Source organism: Delftia sp. DLF01 (assembly GCF_014852125.1).
GTDB lineage: Bacteria > Pseudomonadota > Gammaproteobacteria > Burkholderiales > Burkholderiaceae_C > Comamonas > Comamonas acidovorans.
The window spans coordinates 39,753-63,160 of the sequence record NZ_JACVAZ010000007.1 but is presented as its reverse complement, the minus strand read 5'-3'; the positions used below and the strand labels follow the sequence as shown (position 1 = coordinate 63,160).

Here is a 23,408-nt window from a genome sequence, read left to right as displayed (position 1 = left end):
CAGCACGGCTGCCATGGGGAGCAGCTTGAAACCGGTCGCCAGCCCCTTTTCTTGTTCTTGTGCTTCTTGTTCTTGCGGGCGCATGCAGTCCCGTGGTTGCGATGCCCTGCAGGCTGCTTTCATGAATTCTCCGCAGGGATGGCGCCGGGCCTGAACGATTCATGCGCAGACCTATGCATTTGCGGCGCGGGCGCCCCGGTGTTTTCCCCTGGAAGGGGGGGTTGAGCGACGTTCGGGGATGGGGCATGGCCGCCGGATACTCAGTCCGCCGCAGCATCTGCCAGCCGGAAGATGCAGGCCATGGGAGTCCACTTGTCGCCGGGCGGTGTCCAGGGCGTGGGCGCCTGGAAGGTCCACATCAGCGCCTCCCATTTGCGCAGCTTCGGGTCGATGGCAGCGGCCAGGGACATGGCCCGGGGGTCATGCACCGCGTCATCGGTTTCCATCACCATCACCATGCGCGTGCCAAGGCGGTGGATTTCCATGCCGGTGACGCCATGGCTGCGCAGATGCGCCGCCACCTCCGGCCAGATCCGGCGGTGCAGGGCTTCGTACCGGGCGATCAGCGCCGGGTCATCCTTGAGGTCGAGTGCAAGCCATTGGCGCATGGTGTCTCCATGGTGGTCAGGTCAGCGCGCGGTCCAGGTGGATGTAGCCGCCATCGACGAACAGCCATTGCCCCGTGGTGTGCGATGCCCGCTCGGACAGAAGAAAGACGACCGTGTCCGCAATCTCCTCGGCCGCCGTCATGCGCCGGCCCAGCGGAATCCGGGTGCTGATCTGTTCCAGCTGGCGCCCGGGGTCGTCGAAGCGGCCCAGCCAGTGCAGGTACATCGGCGTCATCACCTCCGCGGGCACTACGGCATTGACGCGTACGCCATCGGCTGCCAGCGCGGCAGCCCATTCGCGCGTCAGCGAGAGCTGGGCCCCCTTGGCCGCGCAGTAGCCGCTGGCCTGGCCCTGCCCGGTCAACGCGGTCTTGGACGAGATGTTGACGATGGCGCCACGGCTGGCCTTGAGGTGCGGCAGGCAATGGTGGGCCATGACGTAGTAGTGCACCAGGTTGGCCTGCAGCGAGCGCACGAAGGCGTCGCGCCCTGCCTCCAGGCCCACGCCGTCATTGATGCCCGCGTTGTTCACCAGGCCGTCGATGTGGCCGCAGTCCGCCGCAGCGCGGGCCACCGTCTCCCCGCATGCCTGTTCATCAACCAGGTCGAAGCGGAAGTGGCGGGCCCGGGGCTGCAGCTCCATGAGCTGCGCCTCGAACCGCGCGGACATGGTGTCCTTGCCGCAGATCAGCGGAACCGCACCTTCACCGGCCAGCCGCAGCGAGATGGCCGCCCCGATGCCGCTGGCACCGCCCGTGACGATGAAGGTCTTGTCTTTCAGGTTCAGGTCCATGCTGCCTCCCATGGGGTCAGGTCATGCCTTGCGGCTGCAGGCCGTAGCAGCGCGCGGCGGTGCCGCCCCACAGCGCCTCGCGCTCGGACACCGACAGCCGCGACGACGCCCAACCATCCACCAGCGCAAAGACCGTGGCGTATGGCGCGGCCAGCAGGCAGACCGGCCAGTCGGAGCCAAACATCAGCCGCTGCGGACCGAACACCTGCAAGGCCGTGTCCAGGCATTGGAGCAGGCAGGCCCGGTCAGGCTCGCGCAGGCCGGATCGCCAGTCGGCCTCGGTCACCAGGCCCGAGAGCTTGCACGCGACATGCGACAGCGGGGCGAAGCGCTGCAGCGATGCCTGCCAGCGGCCGAACGCGGCCTGGGCCTGGCCCTTGTGCTGGTCCCGCGCCAGCCCGGCCAGTGGCGGCTTACCCAGGTGATCCAGCACCATCCAGTGCGCGTCATGCCGTGCACACAAGGCGGCGGCCGCGTCCATCTGGTGGTCGAACACCAGCACGTCATAGGCCCAGCCCTGGCGCTGCAGCACGGACAGACCGCGTGCGAATGCCGCAGAGCACAGAAAGGCCGAGGCATCAGGCTCATCCTGCACCTGATGGCGCCACCCGCACAGCGCCGGCTCGGCACGCCAGGACTGCAGGCGCTCGCCAATGCCGTCGCAGGCCAGATCCTCCCATCCCACGACGCCGCAAATACCGCCGTGCCGCCGCGCCAGATCCAGCAGGTATCTCGTTTCATCGACACTGCCCCTGGCCTGCACGGCAATGGCGCCGGTCAGGCCGCAGGCTTCCAACAGCGGCAATACCTGCTCCGGCGTGCAATCCACCGCCAGCGCCTGCATGCCCTCGCCTATCCAGGGATAGTCCCGGGCGCTGTAATGCCAGAAGTGCAGATGCGCGTCTATGCGCTGAAGGGAAGGTGCTTCGTCCATGGCTCAGGCCGGGAAGCGGTATCTGTGGAGAGATGCCGGCTTCATCGTGATGGAAAAGCCGGGCGCACCGGGAGGCATATAGGCCGCATTGCGTACCACGCAGGGATCCACGAAGTGCTCGTGCAGATGGTCCACGTACTCGATCACGCGCCCCTCACGCGTGCCGGACACGCAGACGAAATCGATCATGGACAGATGCTGCACATACTCGCAAAGGCCCACGCCCCCGGCATGCGGACACACGGGCAGACCGTACTTTGCGGCCAGCAGGAGTACCAGCAACACCTCGTTGACCCCTCCCAGCCGGCAGGCGTCGATCTGCACCACGTCGATGGCGCCACGCATGATGAACTGCTTGAAGAGAATGCGGTTCTGGCACATCTCTCCAGAGGCGACCTGGACCGGGGCAACGGCCTCGCGCACCGCGCGGTGGCCCTCCACATCGTCAGGGCTGGTCGGCTCCTCGATGAACCAGGGCCTGGCAAAGGCCAACTCCCGCACCCAGCCGATGGCCTGCCCCACCTCCCAGGCCTGGTTGGCGTCGATCATCAGCTGGCGGTCCGGCCCCAGCACCTCGCGCGCAATGGACACGCGCCGGATGTCGTCCTGCAGGCTGCGCCCCACCTTGAGCTTGACGTGGTTGAAGCCGCCGGCCACCGCCTCGCGGCACAGGCGGCGCAGCTTGTCGTCGTCATAGCCCAGCCAGCCGGCCGAGGTTGTGTAGCAGGGATAGCCCTCGCGCTCCAGCACGCCGATGCACTCGGCCTTGCGCGGCGACTGGCGATGCAGCAGCTCCAGCGCCTGGGCTTCGGTCAGGGCATCCGTCATGTAGCGGAAGTCCAGCGCGCGGACGAACTCCTCGGGCGTGAAATCGGCCACCAGGCGCCACAGCGGCTTGCCCTCGGCCTTGGCCCACAGGTCCCACACGGCATTGACCACGGCGCCGGTGGCCAGGTGCATCGCCCCCTTGTCCGGGCCGATCCAGCGCAACTGGCTGTCGGAGGTGATGTGGCGCCAGAAGCGTCCCATGTCCTCCCGGATCCAGTCGAGCTCCATGCCCTCCACCAGGTGGCGCATGGCCGCGATGGCGGCGCAGCAGACCTCGTTGCCGCGCCCGATGGTGAAGGTCAGCCCGTGCCCCTCAAGGCCGGGCGTGTCCGTCTCCAGGATCACATAGGCGGCGGAGTAGTCCGGGTCCGGGTTCATGGCGTCAGACCCATCCAGCTGCCTGGAGGTCGGAAAGCGCACATCGAGCACGCGCAGGGACAGGATTCGCGTCATGGTCTTCTCAGGCCTTGCCGGTTGTCGAGGGACTCGGTTGCTCGCAGGCCGCCACCATGGTCTGGCGCTGCTCGCCCAGGCCGGCGATGCCCAGCCGCATGGCCTGCCCTGCACGCAGGTACATGGGCGGCTTCTGGCCCATGCCCACGCCCGGCGGCGTGCCGGTGGAGATCACATCGCCCGGTTGCAGACTCATGAAGCGGCTCAGATAGCTGACGAGAAAGGCCACGCCGAACACCATGGTGGCCGTGCTGCCGTCCTGCATGCGCCGGCCGTCCACATCCAGCCACATGCGCAGCGCCTGCGGATCGGGCACCTCGTCGGCCGTGACCAGCCAGGGCCCCAGCGGGCCGAAGCCGTCGCAGCCCTTGCCCTTGTCCCAGGTGCCGCCGCGCTCGAGCTGGTACTCGCGCTCGGAGATGTCGTTGACCACGCAATAGCCCGCCACGTGACCCATGGCCCGGGCCTCGTCGATATGGCGCCCGCCTTGGCCTATGACCACGCCAAGCTCCACCTCCCAATCCGTCTTCACGGAGCCGGGTGGAATCTCGATGGCGTCGTCCGGGCCGCAGATGGCACTGGTCCACTTGCCAAACACCACGGGCTCGGGCGGCACCTGCATGCCGGCCTCGGCCGCATGGTCCGAGTAGTTGAGGCCTATGCACACGAACTTGCCCACCCGCCCCACGCAGGGGCCCAGACGCAGCGTGTGCTGCGGCACGCCTTCCACCAGGGGCAGTTGCAAGGGGTCCAGGGCGCCCAGTTGCGCCAGGCTGTCCGGCAGCAGCACAGGACCGGCAATGTCGTCCACCACGCCCGAGAGGTCGCGCACATGCCCTTGCGCATCGAGCAGGCCCGGTCTTTCATGGCCCCTGGGGCCGTATCGCAGCAATTTCATGAAGCAGTCCTGTGCAGTTCAGTTGGACCAGCCGCCGTCGATCACGCTCAGCGTGCCGGTGACGAAGCGGGATTCATCGCTGGCGAGATAGGTGGCCAGCGCGGCGATCTCCTCGGGCTGGCCTACCCGCCCCATGGGCTGGCGCGCCACGAAGGCCGCGCGCACCTGCTGCAGCGGCACGCCCTGGTGCCGGGCCTGGCCGGCGATGCGCGCCTGCAGCGACGGGGACTCCACCGTGCCAGGGCAGATGGCGTTGCAGCGTATGCCCTGCGTGACGAAGTCGGCCGCCACGGCCTTGGTCAGCCCGACCACGGCGGCCTTGGTGGCGCCATAGGCATGGCGAAGGGGCACGCCCTTCACGCTGGAGGCCGCGGACGACATGTTGATGATCGACCCGCCGCCCTGGGCCAGCATGGCAGGCAGCAGGGCGCGGATGATGCGGTGCATGGAGGTGACGTTGAGCTGCCATGCAAAGGCCCAGTCCTCGTCGCTGCAGTCCAGGATGCTGCCGTGGTGCACGAAGCCCGCGCAGTTGAGCAGTGCGTCGAAGGCCCTCTCCTGCCCGGCCAGTGCCAGGATGTCGGCCGCATCCGTCACATCCAGCCGCCGCGTGCGCAGGCCATCCCTGCCCTCCAGCTCGGCCAGCGCCTGCAGATTGATGTCGGTGGCCAGCACGCTGGCCCCCTCGCGGGCAAACATCAGCGCGCAGGCACGCCCTATGCCCTGCCCGGCTGCGGTGACGAGAATGTGTTTTCCGGCAAGTCTCATGGAGCCATTCCTTCCCTTGCTTGAAAAGGGTTCTGCACGGGCGATTCGCGGGCCGCGCCTATTGCTGCTGCTCACCTGCGAGCCGGGCCAGCATCAGGGCGCCGAGGATGATGGCGCCGTAGATGGCCTGTATCCAGAACGATGGCACCTGCGCCAGCGTCAGCAGGTTCTGCACCACGCCCAGCAGCAGCACGCCGCACAGCGCGCCCGACATGGAGCCCTTGCCGCCATCGAGCGAAATGCCGCCGATGACGGCCGCCGCGAACACCGTGAAAATCATCGAGCTGCCCTGGTTGGCATTGATCGCGCCCACATAGCCCGTGACCACCAGCCCGCCCGCTGCGGCCAGCACGCCGGCCAGCACGAAGACGCCCCAGGTAATACGGTCCACATTGATGCCCGCCGCGCGCGCCGCATGGGGGTTGCCGCCAATCGCATACAGCGCGCGGCCCAGCCGGTGGTGGCGCAGCATCACAGCGGCCGTGCCGAACGCCAGCGCCGCCAGCCAGACCGACAGCGGCAGCCCCAGCAGCGTGGCCGTGGCCAGGGCGAAGAAAGGCTGCGGCATGTCGAACAGGGTGCCGCCCCTGGTCGCACCCACCAGCAGGCCGCGCAGCACGATCAGCATCGCCAGCGTGACGATGAAGGCATTGAGCCGCAGCCTGACGACCAACAGGCCATTGAGAAAACCCGTGCATGCGCCCACGGCCGCGATGGCCAGCAGCCCCGCCGCCACCGGCCATTCCGTGCCAAAGCCCCCCGAGGCTGCGGGAATCACCAGCATGGCGCCCACCGCCGGCGCAATGCCCACCGTGGACTCCACCGACAGATCGAACTTGCCCGTGATGATGATCAGCGACTCCGCCAGCACCACCAGCGCCAGGGCCGCCGAGGCCCCCAGGATGCTGACCAGGTTGGCCGGTGTCAGAAAGCTGGGGCTGGTCAAGGCTCCCAGCACGAACAGCAGGGCCAGCGCAGGGACCAGTGCATAGTCGCGCAGCCGGTGCAGGGCGGGCCGCCGGGCGGCCGGCACGGGCACAGCAGTGTTCGGCGAGACAAAGGCTTCAGTGCGCATGCAGGCTCACTCCTTCCATGGAGGCAATCAGTTCACCGTCGTCCCAACCTCTGGCGAGTTCGGCCACCACATGGCCATGCGACATCACCAGCACGCGGTCGCAGATGCGCAGGTCGTCCAGCTCGCTGCTCGCCAGCAGCACGGCCCGGCCCTGCCGTCGCTCACCCTCCACCACGGCCAGCAATGCCTGCCGGGACTTCACATCCACACCCGCAGTGGGATCGATGAGCACCAGCACATCGGGCTCGCTGGCCAGGGCGCGCGCCATCACCACCTTCTGCTGGTTGCCGCCCGACAGGCCGGACACGGCCTGCTGCGGCCCGCTGGCCGCCACATCGAGTGCACGCATGGCCGACAACGCCGCCGCCTGCCGGCGCGCTGGCGCAACGAAGCCGAACCGGCCCAGCCTGTCCATGATGGTCATGGTGGCGTTCTCGGCAATGGACTGCCCCGGCACCAGGCCCTGGCGGTGCCTGTCCTGCGGCACGCAACCCACGCCGTGCGCCAGCGCGGCGCCCACATCGCCGGGCGGCAGCACGCGGCCCGACACCAGGATCCGGCCTGCCGTCGTGCGCCGCAGACCCGCTACCGCCTCACCCACGGCCGTGCGCCCGCTGCTGGTGGAGCCTGTCAGCCCCACGATCTCGCCACGCCGCGCCTGCAGACTGACGCCCTCAAAACCCTTGCCGCACACCTGCTGCAGCGCCAGTACCACGGGGGCAACGCCCGCGCCCCCGCCTGCCGGGGGTGCGTGGGCGATGCAAGGCGAGCCGGCCAGGCTGTCCCGCTCGCCGGTCATGGCCTCGATCAGTGCCTGCCGGGGCAACTGCGCCACCGGCGCCGTCACCACATGGCGGGCATCGCGCAGCACGGTGACCGTCTGGCAAATCTCATAGATCTCCTGCAAGTGGTGCGAGATGAAGAGAAACGTGACGCTGCCTTGCTGCAGATCGTGCACGCGCCTGAGCAGCCGCCGCGTCTCGTCGTGGTCCAGCTGCGCCGTGGGTTCATCCAGGATGATGAAGCGCGCGCCCAGCGACAGTGCCCGTGCGATTTCCACCAGCTGGCGGGCTTCCACCGTCAGATCTCGGGCCAGCGCATCCTCGTGCACATCGATCTGCCAGGCATCCAGCAAGGCCCTTGCCTCGCGCCGCAGCACGCGCCAGGAAATCCAGCCATGGCGCAGCGGCTGCCGGTTGATGAACAGGTTCTCGGCCACCGACAGCTCGCCGATGATGGTCGAATGCTGGTACACACAGGCCACATGCTGGCGCCAGGCCATGCGGTCGGCCACCGCAGGCGCGGGCTGGCCGTTGAAGCGGATGCTTCCCGTGCCGGGCTGGTGCAGGCCGGTCAGCAGGGCGACCAAGGTGGACTTGCCTGCGCCGTTGCGGCCAGCCAGTGCATGCGACTCGCCCGGCATGACCGCCAGGCTCACATCGTGCAAGGCCGTCGTGGAGCCGAAACGCAAGCCGAGCCCACGCGCCTCCATCACCGGCGTGCCGGGCCTGTCAGCCATGAATCCGGGGCGCATCGTCATGGCTGGTTGGCCCACAGCGACTTGTCATCCACGTTGTCGCGCGTCACGACGGGCGCGGGCAACTGGTCCTCCAGAATGCCGGGCGCCACCTCCACGATGCGGCTGCCATGCGGGGTGGGCCCGGGCTTGAACGACTGCCGGGCCAGCGCTGCCTTGATGTAGTACAGGCCGTACTTTGCGTAAAGATCGGCGGGCTGCGAGATGGTGGCGTCGATCTCGCCCTTGCGGATGGCGTCCAGCTCCTGGGCGATGCCGTCGTTGCTGATCACCACGATGTGCCGCGGATCGCCGGCCGGATGCAGCAGCCCCCTGCGCCGCAGCGTCTGCAGCGTGGGCGCCAGATAGACACCGCCTGCGTGCATGTAGATGCCCTTCAGGTCCGGATGGGCGGACAGCAGGCCGTCGAGCGCGGCAGCGGCGGCATCGGACTTCCAGGCCGCGGGAATCTCCAGCACCTGCAGCGCCGGGAAATCCTTCATGCAACTGCGAAAAGCCTCGGCCCGATCACGGCCGTTGACCGATGCCAGGTCGCCCATGATCTGCACCACCTTGCCCGCCTTCACCTGCGCGCCCAGGTACTGGCAGGACCGCGTGCCATAGGCGCGGTTGTCGGCACGCACCACCATCGCCACCTTGCCCCGGGTAGGCGCCACGTCCACCGCCACCACAGGAATCTTCCCCTGCTCGGCCAAGGCGAGCGCTCGACCAATGGCTGCCGAATCCAATGGCGCCACCACCAACCCCTTGGCGCCGAGGTTGATCAGATTGGCCACGTCGGTGATCTGCTGGGCCGGGTCCTGGTTGGAGTTCACCGGCGCCAGGATGTCGACCCCGAGGGCCTTCGCCATTTGCGGGAGGTAGCCGTTGTAGGCCTGCCAGAACGGCGAGGTCAGGAGCGGCAGGTTGACCCCGATCCTGCTCTGTGCCGGGCCGGGTTCCGCCGCCAGCGCTACCCCCGCGCATGCCAGCGCCGCAACAGCGGCTGAGAACCGCCAAGCCATGCCGACCCGTTTGGCCGGTGCCTGGGAAACGCCATGCAGTGCTGCCATGGAACTGGCCTCCTCATGTGTGCCGGGACTCCGGCGGTGCGGCGGTGTGACGGGATCGCCTCTTGCCTATGACCAAAATGCCTTGGTTCGGCAAAATCATTCATCCATGAATTTATTATTTATGAATAAATTCAAACTCGGCACCTATGGTTTACCCAGAGCATTGCCCCGATGCACAAGGCATCCTCCAAAACAGGATCAGTCCTATCCCGAACGTAAGATCTGCACGCATGAGCAAAGCACTGGACAACGCAGAAGACAGCGATCGCTACCGCGCGCCGGCACTGGACAAGGGGCTGGACATCCTGGAGCTGCTCGCCGAGCACCCCGATGGACTGACGCGGGCCGAGATCGTCAAGGAACTGGGCCGGGGCCCCAGTGAGATCTACCGCATGCTCGAGCGGTTGGTGGCCCGGCAATATGTGATGCGCTCGGCCGGTGGTGACCGCCATGCGCTCAGCCTCAAGATGTTCGCGCTGGCACACCGCCACCCGCCCGTCAACCGCCTCGTGACCCAGGCGCTGCCCGTCATGGATGCCTATGCGCGGCAGGCCGAGCAGTCCTGCCACCTGGGCCTCTACGACCGTGGCAATGTCCTGATCGTGGCCCAGGTCCCCGGCCCCGGGAACTGGGGCCTGTCAATCAGGCTGGGCGCACGCGTCGGGCTGCTGGACACCGGGTCAGGCCATGTGCTGCTGGCCTGCCAGACACCCGAACGCCGCTCGCAGATGATGGCCGAGCACACGCCTTTGGAAGGCGAGGTGCCACTGCCCGAAGCGCAGCTGCACGACATGCTGGAACAGATACGCAGCACGGGCTACAGGCAGAGCGAAAGCCTGCAGTCCTATGGTGTGGTGGACATCTCCTGCCCCATCCTGGGACCTGACGGTCAGGCCCTGGCCGTGCTGACCTCACCCTACATCCGCCGCATCGATGGACATGCGGGCCCTTCGCTGGATGAAGCGCGCGAATGCCTTTTGCAAGCGGCACAGGAGTTGTCGTTGAACCGGCAGCCGCGCGACGGCCAGTGAGCCGCGCGCAGCCTGCCGGCTGGCGTCAACGCGCCGTCGTATCGCTGCTGGCCGCCACGATGGGGATATAGAACTCTCCGCCGGCGCGGTTGAATTCCTCGGCCTTGGCCTGCATTCCGGCGGCAATGCCTTCCTGCTCGGCCACGCCCTTGGCGGCGGCGAATTCGCGCACTTCCTGGGTGATCTTCATGGAGCAGAACTTGGGGCCGCACATGGAGCAGAAGTGCGCCACCTTGGCGCTGTCCTTGGGCAGGGTTTCGTCGTGGTAGGCCTGGGCGGTGTCGGGGTCCAGGCCCAGGTTGAACTGGTCCTGCCAGCGGAAGTCGAAGCGGGCCTGGCTCAGCGCGTCGTCGCGGGCGCGGGCGCCGGGGTGGCCCTTGGCGACGTCGGCCGCGTGGGCTGCGATCTTGTACGCGATGATGCCCTGCTTGACGTCGTCTCGGTCGGGCAGGCCCAGGTGTTCCTTGGGCGTGACGTAGCACAGCATGGCGGTGCCGAACCAGCCGATCATGGCCGCGCCGATGGCGCTGGCGATGTGGTCGTAACCGGGCGCGATGTCGATGGTCAGCGGGCCCAGGGTGTAGAACGGCGCCTCATGGCAGTGCTTGAGCTGCTCGGTCATGTTGGCCTGGATCATGTGCATGGGCACGTGGCCGGGGCCTTCGATCATGGTCTGCACGTCGTGCTTCCAGGCCAGCTGGGTCAGCTCGCCCAGGGTCTTGAGTTCGGCGAACTGGGCCTCGTCATTGGCGTCCGAGGCGCTGCCGGGGCGCAGGCCGTCGCCCAGCGAGAAGCTGACGTCGTACTGCTTCATGATGTCGCAGATGTCCTCGAAGTGCTCGTACAGGAAGCTCTCGCGGTGGTGGGCCATGCACCACTTGGCCATGATGGAGCCGCCGCGCGAGACGATGCCCGTGCGGCGCTGGGCCGTGAGGTGGATGTAGGCCAGGCGCACGCCGGCATGGATGGTGAAGTAGTCCACGCCCTGCTCGGCCTGCTCGATCAGCGTGTCGCGGAAGATGGGCCAGGTCAGGTCCTCGGCGATGCCGCCCACTTTTTCCAGCGCCTGGTAGATGGGCACGGTGCCGATGGGCACGGGCGAGTTGCGGATGATCCAGTCGCGCGTGGTGTGGATGTTCTTGCCCGTGGACAGGTCCATCACGTTGTCCGCGCCCCAGCGGATGGCCCAGACCAGCTTCTCGACCTCTTCCTCGATGCTGGAGGTGACGGCCGAGTTGCCGATGTTGGCGTTGATCTTGACCTTGAAGTTGCGCCCGATGGCCATGGGCTCGATCTCGGGGTGGTTGATGTTGGCCGGGATGATGGCGCGGCCGCGCGCCACTTCGTCGCGCACGAATTCGGGCGTGATGATCTTGGGGATGGCGGCGCCCAGGCCGTTGCCGGCCAGGCGGGCCTCGCGCGCGGCGTCCTGCTGGTACTCGGCCATCCATTCGCGGCGGCCGTTCTCGCGCAGGGCCACGTATTCCATCTCGGGCGTGATGATGCCCTTGCGCGCGTAGTGCATCTGGGTGACGTTGCCGCCGCTCTTGGCGCGGCGCGGCTGGCGCTGCAGGGATGCGGCCTCGGCCCGCAGGCGGGCCACGCGCTCGTCTTCCTCGCCGCGCTTGCCGCCGTCGTCCAGGGCCTGGCGCAGGCGGCCGGCGTAGTACTCGCTGTCGCCGCGCGACTCGATCCAGGCATTGCGCACGCCCGGCAGGCCGCTGCGCACGTCGATGGCCACGGCCGGGTCGGTGTAGGGGCCCGAGGTGTCATAGACGCTGACCTGCTCGCCATTGGTCAGCTGGATATCGCGCACGGGCACGCTCAGGCCGGAATGCAGGCTGCCTTGCAGATAGCTCTTGGTGGAGGCCGGGAACGGCTTGCGCGACTGCGCCAGCAGATCGGAAAAACGCTGTGCGTCGGGAGCTTCGCCGGCTGCGGGAGTGAAGATGGAATCGGGAGCGTTCATGTCGGGTTCCTTGCGTTCAAAGCGTCGATCAACAACGCTCCGGGAACCGGACACTCCTTGGGCTGTGCCAAAGGCCGCGCACCGGGCTATGCCAGTGTGGGCCTGCCAGGGCCGTATGGCCTTGGCCCCTGGTTGCCACGCACGCCAAGGCGCACGAGCAGCCTTGGTTGGCAAGGGCCGATGTGCGTTGGATGGTGGCCTGCCTGGCCGTTGCGGCCCTGCGTGTATCCGCCGTGGCGGACTTCCATCCTCTGACTTCGGCCCCGCTTCAGGGTCCCGCTCTTCTTCCGCCGGTATCAACCGGATCAAGTTCGTCGGGTTCGCCGCCTGGCCCATGCAGCGCATGGACCGGTTGGCATCTCAGTGCATCAGCACACCCCGGAGCAGAGCGCAGTATAGGGGATGGCAAGGCGCCCTTGCCCTGCGGGTTTGCCCAGGGGCCTGAAGGCCCTGCTCAGTCGAAGCCGCGCATCTGTGCCCATTCGGCCACCGGTGCGCGCGTGGCGCGCCAGCCGTTGATGGGGGCATCCTTGTCCTCGTAGCCCAGCGCAATGCCGAAGGCCACGTGGTAGCCCTCGGGCAGCGCCAGCGCCTGGGTCACGGCGTCGTTGTAGCGGCGCCAGAAGCCCTGGGCGCAGGTGGCCAGGCCATTGGCGCAGGCCAGCAGCATGAAGGACTGCAGGTAGATGCCCAGGTCCACCCATTGCGGCAGGCCCATGCGCTCGTCCACCGCCACGATCAGGCCCACGGGCGCGCCGAAGAACTGGCCGTTGCGCGCCAGCTGCTCCAGCCGCGCAGGCTTGTCGTCGCGCGGAATGCCCAGCGACTGGTACAGCTCTTCGCCATTGGCAAAGCGCCGGCTGCGGTAGGGCTCCCAGAGATTGGGCGGGTAGGACAGGCCGGGCTGGGCGTCCTGGGGCTCGGCTTCGGCAACGGCGGTCAGCAGTTGCTGCAGCGGCTCGCCCGTCAGCGCCAGCACGCGCCAGGGCTGCAGGTTGCCGCCCGAGGCCGCTTGTGCCGACTGTTCCATCAGGGAGCGCACCAGCGCCGCATCGGGCGACTGGGGCAGGAAGGCGCGCACGGAGCGGCGCGCATGCAAGGCCTGTTCAACGTTCATGCTGGTCGGAGTCTCCGGTCTTCTTGGGGGATCTTGGGGGATCTTTGGTGATCTTCTGCAGGCCTACTTGCCCATGATCTGGTCGATCTTGTCCTTCTGGAACGCCTGCGGGCGCTCGGACTCGCAGGGCACGCAGTCGCCCACCTTGCTGCCGGCCGAGAGCTTGGCAATGGCCTCCCACAACAGCGCGATCTGCTGCTCATGCGCGGCCGCGCCATCGCTCAGGCCGCGCATGGCCTGGGCCACGGGGTCCATTTCCTGGGTGATGCCGTAGGCCGTGAATGGCTGGGGCGCGGCAGAGGCAGGGACCTTGATGGACTCGGCCTTGGCCGATGCCAGGTCGTGCTCGGTCACATCGGCGCTGTGGCCGTTCTTGCTGGCGATGATGCGCGCCGGAATGCCCACGGCCGTGGCGCCTGCGGGCACGGGCTTGATGACCACGGCATTGCTGCCGATCTTGGCACCGTCGCCCACCTCGAAGCCGCCCAGCACCTTGGCACCTGCGCTGACCACCACATCGCGGCCCAGCGTGGGATGGCGCTTGGCGCCCTTGTACAGCGAGGTGCCGCCCAGGGTCACGCCGTGGTAGATGGTGCAGCCGTCGCCGACCACGGCCGTCTCGCCGATGACGACGCCCATGCCGTGGTCGATGAAGACGCGCTCGCCGATGACGGCGCCGGGGTGGATCTCGATGCCGGTGAGCCAGCGGCCGATGTGCGAGATGAAGCGCCCCAGCCACTTGAGGCCATGGTTCCAGCACCAGTGCGCCGGGCGTTGCAGCCAGATCGCATGAAGACCCGGATAACAGGTGATGACCTCCCAGGTGCTGCGTGCCGCAGGGTCGCGGTCGAGGATGCACTGGATATCGGAGCGCAGGCGGTCAAGCATCTAGGGGCTGGTTATTGTTGACAAGACCGCTCAGTCTAGCGTTTCGGTGGGGTGCTCTGCAGCATGGCCTTCGCAACACCGCGCAGGATGTGGATTTCCTCGGCGGTCAGTTGCGAGCGGTTGAAAAGCTGGTTGAGGCGCGGCATCAGCTTCTTGGGCGCCGCCGGATCAAGAAAGCCGATATGCGCCAGCGCCTGCTCCCAATGGCCCAGCATGCCGGCCACCTGGGCCGCGTCGGCGCGCTGCGGCGCGGGCGTGTGCTCCACCACGGGAAAGCCGCCCAGCGCCTGGCGCCATTCGTAGGCCACCACCTGGATGGCCGCCCCCAGGTTCAGCGAGCCGAACTGCGGATTGGACGGAATCGACAGCGCCACATCGCTGCGGTAGACATCGTCGTTGCTCATGCCGAAGCGCTCGCAGCCGAACAGGAAGGCCACGCCGGACTGGTTGCAGCGCGGCGTGGGAGCTGGTGCGGACACGGATGCATCGATGGGCGGCGCCGCTTCATCGGGCGCAGCCAGCACATCCAGCGCCCCGCTGAGCAGCAGCTCGAAATGCTGGCGCGGCGTGCGCGTGGGCGGGCCGAAGTCGCGCGGCGTCATGGCCGTGGCGCACAGGTGGCTGATGCCGTCCAGCGCCTCCTCCAGCGTCTCGACCACGCGCGCATTGCCCAGCACGTCCAGCGCGCCGCTGGCCCGCTGGATGGTCTCTTCCTTGCGCAGCACGTTGGGCCAGCGCGGGCGCACCAGCACCAGGTCGTCAAAGCCCATGGTCTTCAGGGCGCGGGCGGCGGCGCCCACATTGCCGGCGTGGCTGGTTTCTATCAGTACGAATCGGGTTTTCATGGCGTCGCTGGCCTGCCGGCGCCGGCAGAGCCCCCAAGACGGGACAGGTTGCGCAGCACAAAACGGACAAGGCGGGTAAAATTGCGCGCTATTGTCGCCGCCCCGCATCGCCGGACGCGGCTTTTTCCGTTCTTACCCGCGTCAAACAGCCTGCTTTTGCCAGAGAGGACCGTCCTCTCCTTGCACAGCCGCTGCTCCGCCAACGCCTCACAATCTATGTCGACCAACCTGCATCCCATGCTCAACGTGGCCATCAAGGCCGCACGCGCCGCCGGCGCCATCATCAACCGCGCGGCTCTTGACGTGGAATCCGTGCGTGTCGCACAAAAGCAGGTCAACGACTTTGTGACCGAGGTGGACAAGGCGGCCGAGCAGGCCATCATCGAAACCTTGCTGGGCGCCTACCCGGGCCACGGCATCCTGGCCGAGGAATCGGGCAACGAGTTCGGCGCCAAGAACTCCGACTACGTCTGGATCATCGATCCGCTGGACGGCACCACCAACTTCATCCACGGCTTCCCCGTGTACTGCGTGAGCATTGCCCTGTCCTTCAAGGGCAAGGTGGAGCATGCCGTGGTGTACGACCCCTCGCGCAACGACCTGTTCACGGCCACACGCGGCCGCGGCGCCTACCTGAATGACCGCCGCATCCGCGTGTCCAAGCGCATCCAGCTCAAGGACAGCCTGATCTCCACCGGCTTCCCCTTCCGCCGTGGCGACAACTTCAAGCAGTACATGAACATGCTGGGCGACGTGATGCAGGAAACCGCAGGCGTGCGCCGCCCCGGCGCCGCCGCGCTGGACCTGGCCTACGTGGCAGCCGGCTTTGCCGATGGCTTCTTTGAAAGCGGCCTGCAGATCTGGGACGTGGCCGCCGGCAGCCTGCTGGTGACCGAGGCCGGTGGCCTGGTCGGCAACTTCACGGGCGAGGCTGATTTCCTGGAGCAGAAGGAATGCCTGGCGGGCAATCCGCGCATTTATGGCGCCCTGGTCGGCATCGTTGGCAAGTACAGCAAGTTTGCTTCGGCTGGTGAGAAGGCGGGTGTGCGGCAGGCTTTGGCGGATTCTGGTGAGGCGGCTCCGGCTGCTGAGGCTGAGGCTGCTGAGTCTGAGCAGCAGCCTGAGGCCTGATTTCAGCTTCTCTTCTCTCTCATGAAAAACAGCTCCTTCAAGGGGCTGTTTTTCATTGGGCCTTTGGATTTGGGACGGAGCGCTTGTTTTTGCCCCTGCCGGGGGGTTGTTTTTCGAGGCCGGGTCTCGGCCCGGCGGCCGACCTACCTTTCTTTGATTCGTCACCGGTACGCCGGCCGAAGAAACGTAGGCCAAAGAAAGACGACCCGAATGTCCACGTCCCTTCGCTTCGCTGCGGGCAACCTGCGCCGGGCCGCCTGCGGGGTTCGCCGTGAAACTCGTTGCGCGCTGCGCGCTTCACTCAAACAATCACGGCGAGTCAGATGACGAGGCAGTCCTGTCCTGCGGCAGGACTGCAACCCCGCAGGCGGCCCGACGCAGGCGTGGGCATACGGGAGGGGTGAGGGCCACGGCCATGGCCTCACGGCCTGGCCTGTGGCGCAGACTCTTTTACTTGACCCGTGCGTTGATCACCGCCTCGGCCACGTTGCGCGGTGCTTCGGCGTAGTGCTTGAACTCCATGGAGTAGGTGGCACGGCCTTGCGTTTGCGAGCGCAGGGAGGTGGCGTAGCCGAACATTTCGGACAGGGGCACTTCGGCCTTGATGGACTTGCCGCCGCCGGCCATGTCGTCCATGCCCTGCACCATGCCGCGCCGCGAGGACAGGTCGCCCATGACGGTGCCGGCGTAGTCCTCAGGCGTCTCGACTTCCACGGCCATCATGGGCTCCAGGATGACGGGGCTGGCCTTTCTCGCCGCCTCCTTGAAGCCGAAGATGGCCGCCATCTTGAACGCCATTTCGTTGGAATCCACGTCATGGTAGGAGCCGAAGGTCAGCGTGACCTTGACGTCCACCACGGGGTAGCCGGCCAGCACGCCGCTGGTCAGGGCCTCGACCACGCCCTTTTCCACCGCAGGGATGTACTCGCGCGGCACCACGCCGCCCTTGATGGCGTCGACAAACTCGAAGCCCTTGCCGGGTTCCTGGGGCTCCACCGTGAAGACCACATGGCCGTACTGGCCCTTGCCGCCGGACTGGCGCACGAACTTGCCGTCCACATCGGTGACTTTCTTGCGGATGGTCTCGCGGTAGGCCACCTGGGGCTTGCCCACGTTGGCTTCCACGTTGAACTCGCGCTTCATGCGGTCCACGATGATTTCCAGGTGCAGCTCGCCCATGCCGGCAATGATGGTCTGGCCCGATTCCTCATCGGTGCGCACGCGGAACGACGGGTCTTCGGCCGCCAGGCGCGACAGGGCAATGCCCATCTTTTCCTGGTCGGCCTTGGACTTGGGCTCCACCGCCTGGGCGATCACGGGCTCGGGGAAGACCATCTTCTCCAGCACGATGGGCGCGGACGGGTCGCACAGGGTCTCGCCCGTGGTCACGTCCTTCAGGCCCACGCAGGCGGCAATGTCGCCTGCGTGGATTTCATCGACCTCCAGGCGTTCGTTGGCATGCATCTGCACGATGCGGCCGATGCGCTCCTTCTTGTCCTTGACGGAGTTGAGCACGCTGTCGCCCTTGTTGAGCACGCCCGAGTAGACGCGCACAAAGGTGAGCTGGCCCACGAAGGGGTCGGTCATCAGCTTGAAGGCCAGGGCAGAGAACTTCTCGCTGTCATCGGCATGGCGCACGATGATGGAGCCGTCTTCCGCATGGCCTTCCACGGGCGGCACTTCCAGCGGGGAAGGCATGAGCTCGACCACGGCGTCCAGCAGGCGCTGCACACCCTTGTTCTTGAAGGCCGAGCCGCACAGCATGGGCTGGATCTCGCCCGCAATGGTGCGCAGGCGCAGGCCGCGCAGGATGTCGGCCTCGGGCAGGTCGCCCTCTTCCAGGTAGCGGTTCATCAGGTCTTCGCTGGCCTCGGCAGCCGCCTCCACCATGGACTCGCGCCACTTCCTGGCGTCTGCCACCATGACTGCGGGAATCTCCTGGTACTCGAACTTCATGCCCTGCGTGGCCTCGTCCCAGATGATGGCCTTCATCTTGAGCAGGTCCACCACGCCGGTGAACTGCTGCTCCGCGCCAATGGGCAGCACGATGGGCACGGGGTTGGCCTTGAGGCGGTCGATCATCATCTGCCGCACGCGCAGAAAATCCGCGCCCGTGCGGTCCATCTTGTTGACGAAGGCCAGGCGCGGCACCTTGTACTTGTTGGCCTGGCGCCAGACCGTCTCGGACTGCGGCTGCACGCCGCCCACGGCGTCATAGACCATGACGGCGCCGTCGAGCACGCGCATGGAACGCTCCACCTCGATGGTGAAGTCCACGTGGCCCGGGGTGTCGATGATGTTGATGCGGTGCTGGTCAAAGCGGCCGTCCATGCCCTTCCAGAAGCAGGTGGTGGCCGCCGAGGTGATGGTGATGCCGCGCTCCTGCTCCTGCTCCATCCAGTCCATGATGGCGGCGCCCTCGTGCACCTCGCCCAGCTTGTGGCTCACCCCGGTGTAGAACAGGATGCGCTCGGTCGTGGTGGTCTTGCCGGCATCGATGTGCGCGGAGATACCAATGTTGCGATAGCGTTCTATGGGGGTGTGGCGGGCCATGAAAGGACTCCTGAGTGCTGCAAAAGCGTAGTGCGTGATCTGCCGGTTCGAAGGGTCGGATTCTCGCGGGGGTTGAATGAGGGTTGATGACAATTGGAATGTACGAAGACAATCGTACTATCTTCCGCAACTTCTTGCAGAACGATTCATGTTTTCACCGCGCCATGCCCCTGTCTGCCAGATAACTGCCCGCGCCACACCCGCGCCGCACACCACAGCAGCGCCCTGCGGCACTGCTTCCATGGCACAGTGGCGCCCCATCGACTGGACGATTCATGCTTGCCAACCACCCCGACCGCGAACAGATACGCCTGGAAAACCTGCTCAACGCCCTGGGCAACCCCCTGCGCCTGGCCGTGGTGCGCGCGCTGGCCGCAGGCCATGAGCGCGCCTGCGGCTCGCTCTTGCAGGGCCAGTCCAAATCCACCATGACCCACCACTGGCGCGTGCTGCGCGACAGCGGCGTGATCTGGCAGCGCCCCGATGGCCGCGAAAACCTGCTCTCCCTGCGCCGCGAAGACCTGGATGCGCGCTTTCCCGGCCTACTGGACGCGCTGCTGCAGGCACTGGCTGAAGACCCGCTCACCGAACAGGCCACGGCGGCCCACCTCAAACCCTGCCCTTGAAGCCCCGCCCCTGCCACGCAGGCGGCAGCCCTGCGCCCTACCCCTTCACGGCAAGCGCCGCAGCAACGCCCTCATCCGCAAACCGCTTGGCCGCCTTGAGCAGATAGCTCACGGCATAGAGGATGGGGTCGTCGGCCTCGTCGCCATTGAGATGGTCCACCACCTCGATGGCATAGCCCAGGTCCACCGCCGTGTCGTGCAGCAGGCCCAGCAGCTCCTTGTCCTGCGGCTCCAGCGACTGCGCCTGATCGGCCTTGGCGTAGTAGATGCGCAGCAGGTCGCGGCACACGCAGTTGATGGCCGTGATGTTGTGGCGGGCGTGCAGATCCAGAACGTCCAGGGCGGCGCCCAGGTGCAGGACGGCGTCGATGGCCAGGTCGTCGAGGTTGGGTTTGGGAATGGTGGCGAGGGTTGCTTGTCCCATCGAACCTGGTTGAGCGTGAGTCATGGCTCACAATTCTTGGTTTGCAGGGTGCGCTGGGCCACGTTTTCTTTAACTCATGGCCTTGAGTGCAATTGATCAAGGCACGCAGCAAGACCGCCAGTCATTGACCTTCCTCGCCGATATCGAACATTGACGAGGCCAAGCACTAGCCCATGTCGTCATGCCAATGTCGCGCCGACAACCCACCAACAAAAAGAGAACGAGCAAAGAGACGTGAAAAGCACTGGATTTGAATCGGAAGCAGCCCTCGTAAAGGCCATCATCGCCTGTGTATCGCGCGCACGGCGCCAAGAGTATTGTGTGGAGCTAGAAGTGGATGCAGGCGTGGGCGTCGCGGACCTTGTTCTAGCCAAACGTTCACCGCGTAGTACCAAGGCCTTGCGGGCTGCCGCAATGGTCTCCCCTCGTCTTGCCGTTCTGCTCAGACAAGGCGTAGGCGACGCCATTAAAAGCCGGACCGAACTCGCAGCCTTTTTGGGAACCTCCGAACCCGCCGCGCAGAGAGTCGTAGCGCAACTAGTAGCAGCGGGCGTCGCAGCTCAGTCAAGGGATTCATTGACCATCTCCGGCCTTCGAACGCCTCCGTTCGAGCGACTCGTGGCGGTCGAGGCCAAGATAAGTGACTGGCAGCGTGTACTGGTACAGGCATACAGAAATCTGCAATTCGCTGATGAGTCCTGGGTCGTACTGGACCACACCTTCGCCAGACCAGCCATTGCTCAGCTGGACCGTTTTCGAATCGCCGGCGTGGGTCTCGCTTCCATCGAGCGCGGGCAAGGCCTGTTCATTCACCACGCCGCCGCTACGCAAGGCCCTATGAGCCTCGCTAAACGATGGCATGCACAGGCGGTGCTATCGTCCCGAGCACTCACTCGCAAGCTGGCTTCAGGCATTAGTTAGGACTCGTCGCCATTCTTGCAGGTGGCCAGCTTGACCATGCTTCTCAAGCGGCACGCCTGCTCGATCGATTTCCCGGTAAGCCTCCAGCGCCGCGTTGACCTTGCGAATGAGAAATGCCCGACGCTCAGCGATCGATAAAGGGCGAAGCTCGTCGACATGGTCTTGCATGTTGCGAAAGTAGTGCTTGTATAGCGGCGGCTGATTAAACGTGGGCTCGATCAAGCGAGCCAGCGCCTCGTCAGCCCAGGGCGTCGCACGATAAACCTGTTGCCAAACGCGCGGCACCCGGTCACGGATTCGCTTGGCATCCTCGAACTGAACCCAGTTAAGCAATCCGGCAAGGTAAATGCGCGCCTTGGGACCACGCCGCTCCCCTTCCGATTCTAAAAATTTGTCCACCGAGAAGATGCGCGTGTTCTCAAACGCACCCATGGTGATGGTTAGATCACCGGCTGCGGAGTAAAGAAGCCCCTCAGTATTTGTGTAGCCCAAGACTAGGCCAAGACCTGTATTCAACACATCGGAGCAGAAGGTCATGCAGTCGGTCAGAAACTGCGCGTCTTGAACCTGCTTTGTGTTGCGCTCGTACTCGTACATCACATAAATCTCATCCACATTTGGGAACGAGGTAATCCAGTTCAGAACGCGCCGGCGCCAGTCCGCATCCTGGATCATGGGTGCCGTGAGTGCCACCGAAAGACAAAGAGGTCGGTCACCCGCATGCTCCATGAAGGCATCAATGGTAAACATCCGCTGCTGATCGAAGTACGACGGGTACATCTGATTGATGTACCTAGTGGGCACGACGACCTTTCTGAATCCCTGCTCAATCTGAAAATCTATGCAGGCTTTGGCCACCTCAGAGGCGTGCGCGACAAAAGTGGAAGTCTGAAACCCGCCATCGACCTGTTCCGGGAAGAAGGGGTACGTCAGAAGCTTTGGCTTCCGCGAACTGGGCAAATAAAATTGAGGGTCGAAAATGGATGCTGAGCGAGTCACAAGCGGCAGCTTTTCCACAGTTGTCTTCGTCTGGTGAAGCGGGCTCAGGATAAGGCCATCGCCACACCCGTCCGTCTGGAATGAATCCACATTCCAGTTGCTGTTGTGCCCGACCTGATGGAGTAGTCTCAGCGCCATGTGTGCTCCTCTGTTAATTTGCCAGTATCGCCTGAAGTTCTTCGATGAACAGCGCTGGCGTGCGCTGCCGTTGCCAGGGCATCTTCATCATTGCTTTAGCCACAAAGTCAGAGAAAGCCTGTGACGCGCCCGCGACTTTTTCCAGCGATGGAGGTTCGTATCCAGCCGCAGCAATCATGATTTCGTGGATCTGCATGCCCGGCTTAGAGGCGAAAGGTTCCAAGCCAGCCATAAGTTGGTACATGACTACTCCGATAGAGAAAAAGTCCGTCTTGAAGGTCACTGCCTCCTTCTCATTGGCCATCTGCTCGGGTGCGCCATACCCGGGTGTGAATGGCCCAGGACCAGGGCCGTCACGCGTAACCCCGGGCGAGCCCGTCTCGCGCACTATCCCGAGATCAATGACAACAACTTCACCCGACGGCCGGATCAGCAAGTTTGCAGGTTTGATGTCGCGATGAACGAACTTGCGGTGGTGAACCCACAGTGGCATCAGCGCGTTGGAAATTCCCAGCGCGAGTGTCGCGATCCCCCTCTCGTCACCCTTGTACTTATTTGCCATGTCGCAAAGTGGGATCGAGTCTACGAACTCTTCGACTGAGACGTACAGACGCTCGGTGAGCCTCTCATCGGTGACTGGGTTTTCTGTGAACAGGTTACAGAACAACAGCTTTGGAAAGCTAGCTGGTCTGACATCCTCAAGGATGGCAGTTTCAGCTTGAAGTCTGGCCAGAGTAGTGTTGTCCGCGCCGGACACCACCTTCACGACAACTACGCCCCATGCTTCCCAGCCTTGGAGGAATGGCCTCTGGCCGGGCTCATCCTCACCTGTAGGCAAAACGTCTGCCGGAATTTTGGAGTCCACAAAGTGAGCCAAATAGACAACGCGCTGCCCCGACTCGGCAAGCGACCTATCTATCACAAGGCTCGGAAGGCATGCGACTAAGTCGTTGCGAAGCTGTAGCGAATCTCTTGGCACGGCAACCCTCCTTGGCACTATTGAAGACTCGGGAAAGCTCTCCGAGAAAAATATAGACTTGTGTAACCAAAGATAACAGAATCGAGATTGGAGTATTCAAGAAAACTTCCCTCACTAGAAATTTCCCATATGGGAAATTCCATCTACGCGATCACACCCTTTTAGTAGTACTACAGCCTTGCAGGCCTGAACCTATGCCAAGCTTCTTCACCGAGCGGACTGCAGAGTACGCCATCTTGCCTCTACTCCTCTCGCACCTGAAGCAGAGGTTCGGTGCCGCTGTGCCGATGTACTTCTGGGCTACGCGCGAGGGTAACAGCGTTGCGCAGGAGCGACATGCCAAGCAGCAATTCAGGGTGTTAGTAGTGTTCGCTCGACGGCCTAAGGTTCTCGAAGGTCAGAACATGCTGGGAAAAATCAACCGGGAACTTTTTGAGTTCGCAGATAGGGCAAACGTGTATGGTTTACCCAGCGTCGCCGCCTTCCCGGCAGTCAGCGACCTCTTCGAACTAGGCCGCGCGTTCAGAACCTACTGGTTCCCCCTCGCAGGAATGCCGCACCAAGATACGCTTTTCAAGGTCCATCTTTCAAATCCAGATCTCGGACTTAAATTCCTGAACGGCTGCCAACTGCCGTCCTGGGCGCTCGAAGACGTAAGTAACGCTGTAGCAGAGGCACCGATTCTGATGTGGCGTGAGGCAATGCGGGTGATCCGGGAGGTCCGGAATGCACGTCGAGTGATACCCGGCGTTGGCTTTTTCGGCGGAGGCGGCAGCTACATGCCGGTATATGTACTGATCCCAGATTGCATGCACGATTGGCTAAGTTAAGGCTCATCGCT

The 23,408-nt window shown here is 65.0% G+C and carries 22 protein-coding genes and 1 riboswitch; of the genes, 4 read left to right on the top strand and 18 right to left on the bottom strand.

Features of this window, described 5'->3' with window-relative positions:
• Nucleotides 1–260: 260 nt before the first annotated feature.
• Genes IB269_RS27565 through IB269_RS27525 form a run of 9 tightly spaced genes read right to left on the bottom strand, consistent with a single transcriptional unit; the run spans nt 261 to nt 8,898 of the window.
• The gene (locus tag IB269_RS27565) at nt 261–608 is read right to left on the bottom strand and encodes an L-rhamnose mutarotase (protein ID WP_192368816.1); all 348 of its coding nucleotides are present in this window, start codon (nt 606–608) and stop codon (nt 261–263) included.
• Between the two features lie 16 nt (nt 609–624).
• Nucleotides 625–1,401, bottom strand: coding sequence for an SDR family oxidoreductase (locus IB269_RS27560; protein WP_192368815.1), 777 nt, complete (start codon nt 1,399–1,401; stop codon nt 625–627).
• 16 nt (nt 1,402–1,417) lie between these two features.
• Nucleotides 1,418–2,335, bottom strand: a complete 918-nt coding sequence (locus tag IB269_RS27555) for an amidohydrolase family protein (RefSeq protein ID WP_192368814.1) — start codon at nt 2,333–2,335, stop codon at nt 1,418–1,420.
• Between the two features lie 3 nt (nt 2,336–2,338).
• A complete protein-coding gene (locus IB269_RS27550) occupies nt 2,339–3,616 on the bottom strand; it encodes an L-fuconate dehydratase (protein ID WP_192368813.1) in 1,278 nt (425 codons plus the stop codon).
• 7 nt (nt 3,617–3,623) lie between these two features.
• Complete coding sequence (locus tag IB269_RS27545; RefSeq protein WP_192368812.1) at nt 3,624–4,514, bottom strand: fumarylacetoacetate hydrolase family protein; 891 nt, start codon at nt 4,512–4,514, stop codon at nt 3,624–3,626.
• A gap of 18 nt (nt 4,515–4,532) precedes the next feature.
• Nucleotides 4,533–5,282, bottom strand: a complete 750-nt coding sequence (locus IB269_RS27540) for an SDR family oxidoreductase (RefSeq protein WP_192368811.1) — start codon at nt 5,280–5,282, stop codon at nt 4,533–4,535.
• A gap of 58 nt (nt 5,283–5,340) precedes the next feature.
• Entirely contained in the window at nt 5,341–6,357 is a 1,017-nt protein-coding gene (locus IB269_RS27535; RefSeq protein WP_192368810.1) for an ABC transporter permease, read from the bottom strand.
• Entirely contained in the window at nt 6,347–7,876 is a 1,530-nt protein-coding gene (locus IB269_RS27530; protein ID WP_225614322.1) for a sugar ABC transporter ATP-binding protein, read from the bottom strand. The genes IB269_RS27535 and IB269_RS27530 overlap by 11 nt, the downstream gene beginning before the upstream one ends.
• A gap of 17 nt (nt 7,877–7,893) precedes the next feature.
• Nucleotides 7,894–8,898: a sugar ABC transporter substrate-binding protein gene (locus IB269_RS27525; RefSeq protein ID WP_192368909.1), complete on the bottom strand. Its 1,005-nt coding sequence runs from the start codon at nt 8,896–8,898 to the stop codon at nt 7,894–7,896.
• A 278-nt stretch (nt 8,899–9,176) separates the two neighbouring features.
• Here IB269_RS27525 and IB269_RS27520 point away from each other — a divergent pair, with 278 nt between their 5' ends.
• Nucleotides 9,177–9,977 (top strand): IclR family transcriptional regulator, encoded by an 801-nt coding sequence (locus IB269_RS27520; protein ID WP_192368808.1) that lies wholly within the window; start codon nt 9,177–9,179, stop codon nt 9,975–9,977.
• A gap of 25 nt (nt 9,978–10,002) precedes the next feature.
• On the opposite strand, the gene thiC is transcribed toward IB269_RS27520, so the two are convergent.
• The 4 genes from thiC to IB269_RS27500 all read right to left on the bottom strand — a co-directional run bounded on the left by thiC (nt 10,003) and on the right by IB269_RS27500 (nt 14,796).
• Nucleotides 10,003–11,946, bottom strand: a complete 1,944-nt coding sequence (gene thiC / locus IB269_RS27515) for a phosphomethylpyrimidine synthase ThiC (protein WP_192368807.1) — start codon at nt 11,944–11,946, stop codon at nt 10,003–10,005.
• A 265-nt stretch (nt 11,947–12,211) separates the two neighbouring features.
• Nucleotides 12,212–12,337, bottom strand: a riboswitch (TPP riboswitch).
• Nucleotides 12,338–12,400: 63 nt separating this feature from the next.
• Nucleotides 12,401–13,063, bottom strand: coding sequence for a nitroreductase (locus tag IB269_RS27510; RefSeq protein WP_012204232.1), 663 nt, complete (start codon nt 13,061–13,063; stop codon nt 12,401–12,403).
• Between the two features lie 63 nt (nt 13,064–13,126).
• Nucleotides 13,127–13,951 (bottom strand): serine O-acetyltransferase, encoded by an 825-nt coding sequence (cysE, locus tag IB269_RS27505; RefSeq protein WP_013803521.1) that lies wholly within the window; start codon nt 13,949–13,951, stop codon nt 13,127–13,129.
• Between the two features lie 35 nt (nt 13,952–13,986).
• Nucleotides 13,987–14,796 carry an RNA methyltransferase gene (locus tag IB269_RS27500; protein ID WP_192368806.1) on the bottom strand — a complete coding sequence of 270 codons (810 nt, stop codon included), beginning with the start codon at nt 14,794–14,796 and terminating at the stop codon, nt 13,987–13,989.
• 216 nt (nt 14,797–15,012) lie between these two features.
• Between IB269_RS27500 and IB269_RS27495 the strand changes: the two genes are divergently transcribed.
• Nucleotides 15,013–15,927, top strand: a complete 915-nt coding sequence (locus IB269_RS27495) for an inositol monophosphatase family protein (protein ID WP_016453855.1) — start codon at nt 15,013–15,015, stop codon at nt 15,925–15,927.
• Nucleotides 15,928–16,377: 450 nt separating this feature from the next.
• Here the strand turns inward: IB269_RS27495 and fusA are convergent, their stop codons facing one another.
• On the bottom strand, nt 16,378–18,480 hold the full coding sequence (gene fusA / locus IB269_RS27490; RefSeq protein ID WP_192368805.1) for an elongation factor G: 2,103 nt from the start codon (nt 18,478–18,480) through the stop codon (nt 16,378–16,380).
• A gap of 275 nt (nt 18,481–18,755) precedes the next feature.
• On the opposite strand from fusA, the gene IB269_RS27485 reads away from it, so the two are divergent.
• Nucleotides 18,756–19,106, top strand: coding sequence for an ArsR/SmtB family transcription factor (locus IB269_RS27485; RefSeq protein ID WP_012204227.1), 351 nt, complete (start codon nt 18,756–18,758; stop codon nt 19,104–19,106).
• 37 nt (nt 19,107–19,143) lie between these two features.
• Here IB269_RS27485 and IB269_RS27480 read toward each other — a convergent pair whose 3' ends face one another.
• The 4 genes from IB269_RS27480 to IB269_RS27465 all read right to left on the bottom strand — a co-directional run bounded on the left by IB269_RS27480 (nt 19,144) and on the right by IB269_RS27465 (nt 22,453).
• Nucleotides 19,144–19,530 (bottom strand): hypothetical protein, encoded by a 387-nt coding sequence (locus IB269_RS27480; protein WP_192368804.1) that lies wholly within the window; start codon nt 19,528–19,530, stop codon nt 19,144–19,146.
• Nucleotides 19,531–20,103: 573 nt separating this feature from the next.
• Nucleotides 20,104–20,328 carry a hypothetical protein gene (locus tag IB269_RS27475; RefSeq protein ID WP_047219359.1) on the bottom strand — a complete coding sequence of 75 codons (225 nt, stop codon included), beginning with the start codon at nt 20,326–20,328 and terminating at the stop codon, nt 20,104–20,106.
• 108 nt (nt 20,329–20,436) lie between these two features.
• Nucleotides 20,437–21,588, bottom strand: a complete 1,152-nt coding sequence (locus IB269_RS27470; protein WP_047219358.1) for a hypothetical protein — start codon at nt 21,586–21,588, stop codon at nt 20,437–20,439.
• Between the two features lie 13 nt (nt 21,589–21,601).
• Nucleotides 21,602–22,453 (bottom strand): serine/threonine protein kinase, encoded by an 852-nt coding sequence (locus IB269_RS27465; RefSeq protein ID WP_162233980.1) that lies wholly within the window; start codon nt 22,451–22,453, stop codon nt 21,602–21,604.
• Nucleotides 22,454–22,761: 308 nt separating this feature from the next.
• On the opposite strand from IB269_RS27465, the gene IB269_RS27460 reads away from it, so the two are divergent.
• Nucleotides 22,762–23,397, top strand: coding sequence for a hypothetical protein (locus tag IB269_RS27460; RefSeq protein ID WP_192368803.1), 636 nt, complete (start codon nt 22,762–22,764; stop codon nt 23,395–23,397).
• Nucleotides 23,398–23,408: the final 11 nt, after the last annotated feature.

Coding starts and splice junctions, on each gene's coding strand:
- IB269_RS27485 (WP_012204227.1), top strand. CDS start 18,756: ATGCTTGCCAACCACCCCGACCGCGAACAGATACGCCTGGAAAACCTG.
- fusA (WP_192368805.1), bottom strand. CDS start 18,480: ATGGCCCGCCACACCCCCATAGAACGCTATCGCAACATTGGTATCTCC.
- IB269_RS27480 (WP_192368804.1), bottom strand. CDS start 19,530: ATGGGACAAGCAACCCTCGCCACCATTCCCAAACCCAACCTCGACGAC.
- IB269_RS27535 (WP_192368810.1), bottom strand. CDS start 6,357: ATGCGCACTGAAGCCTTTGTCTCGCCGAACACTGCTGTGCCCGTGCCG.
- IB269_RS27530 (WP_225614322.1), bottom strand. CDS start 7,876: ATGGCTGACAGGCCCGGCACGCCGGTGATGGAGGCGCGTGGGCTCGGC.
- IB269_RS27495 (WP_016453855.1), top strand. CDS start 15,013: ATGTCGACCAACCTGCATCCCATGCTCAACGTGGCCATCAAGGCCGCA.
- IB269_RS27525 (WP_192368909.1), bottom strand. CDS start 8,898: ATGGCTTGGCGGTTCTCAGCCGCTGTTGCGGCGCTGGCATGCGCGGGG.
- IB269_RS27540 (WP_192368811.1), bottom strand. CDS start 5,282: ATGAGACTTGCCGGAAAACACATTCTCGTCACCGCAGCCGGGCAGGGC.
- IB269_RS27550 (WP_192368813.1), bottom strand. CDS start 3,616: ATGACGCGAATCCTGTCCCTGCGCGTGCTCGATGTGCGCTTTCCGACC.
- IB269_RS27555 (WP_192368814.1), bottom strand. CDS start 2,335: ATGGACGAAGCACCTTCCCTTCAGCGCATAGACGCGCATCTGCACTTC.
- IB269_RS27545 (WP_192368812.1), bottom strand. CDS start 4,514: ATGAAATTGCTGCGATACGGCCCCAGGGGCCATGAAAGACCGGGCCTG.
- IB269_RS27500 (WP_192368806.1), bottom strand. CDS start 14,796: ATGAAAACCCGATTCGTACTGATAGAAACCAGCCACGCCGGCAATGTG.
- IB269_RS27560 (WP_192368815.1), bottom strand. CDS start 1,401: ATGGACCTGAACCTGAAAGACAAGACCTTCATCGTCACGGGCGGTGCC.
- thiC (WP_192368807.1), bottom strand. CDS start 11,946: ATGAACGCTCCCGATTCCATCTTCACTCCCGCAGCCGGCGAAGCTCCC.
- IB269_RS27565 (WP_192368816.1), bottom strand. CDS start 608: ATGCGCCAATGGCTTGCACTCGACCTCAAGGATGACCCGGCGCTGATC.
- IB269_RS27510 (WP_012204232.1), bottom strand. CDS start 13,063: ATGAACGTTGAACAGGCCTTGCATGCGCGCCGCTCCGTGCGCGCCTTC.
- cysE (WP_013803521.1), bottom strand. CDS start 13,951: ATGCTTGACCGCCTGCGCTCCGATATCCAGTGCATCCTCGACCGCGAC.
- IB269_RS27460 (WP_192368803.1), top strand. CDS start 22,762: ATGCCAAGCTTCTTCACCGAGCGGACTGCAGAGTACGCCATCTTGCCT.
- IB269_RS27470 (WP_047219358.1), bottom strand. CDS start 21,588: ATGGCGCTGAGACTACTCCATCAGGTCGGGCACAACAGCAACTGGAAT.
- IB269_RS27520 (WP_192368808.1), top strand. CDS start 9,177: ATGAGCAAAGCACTGGACAACGCAGAAGACAGCGATCGCTACCGCGCG.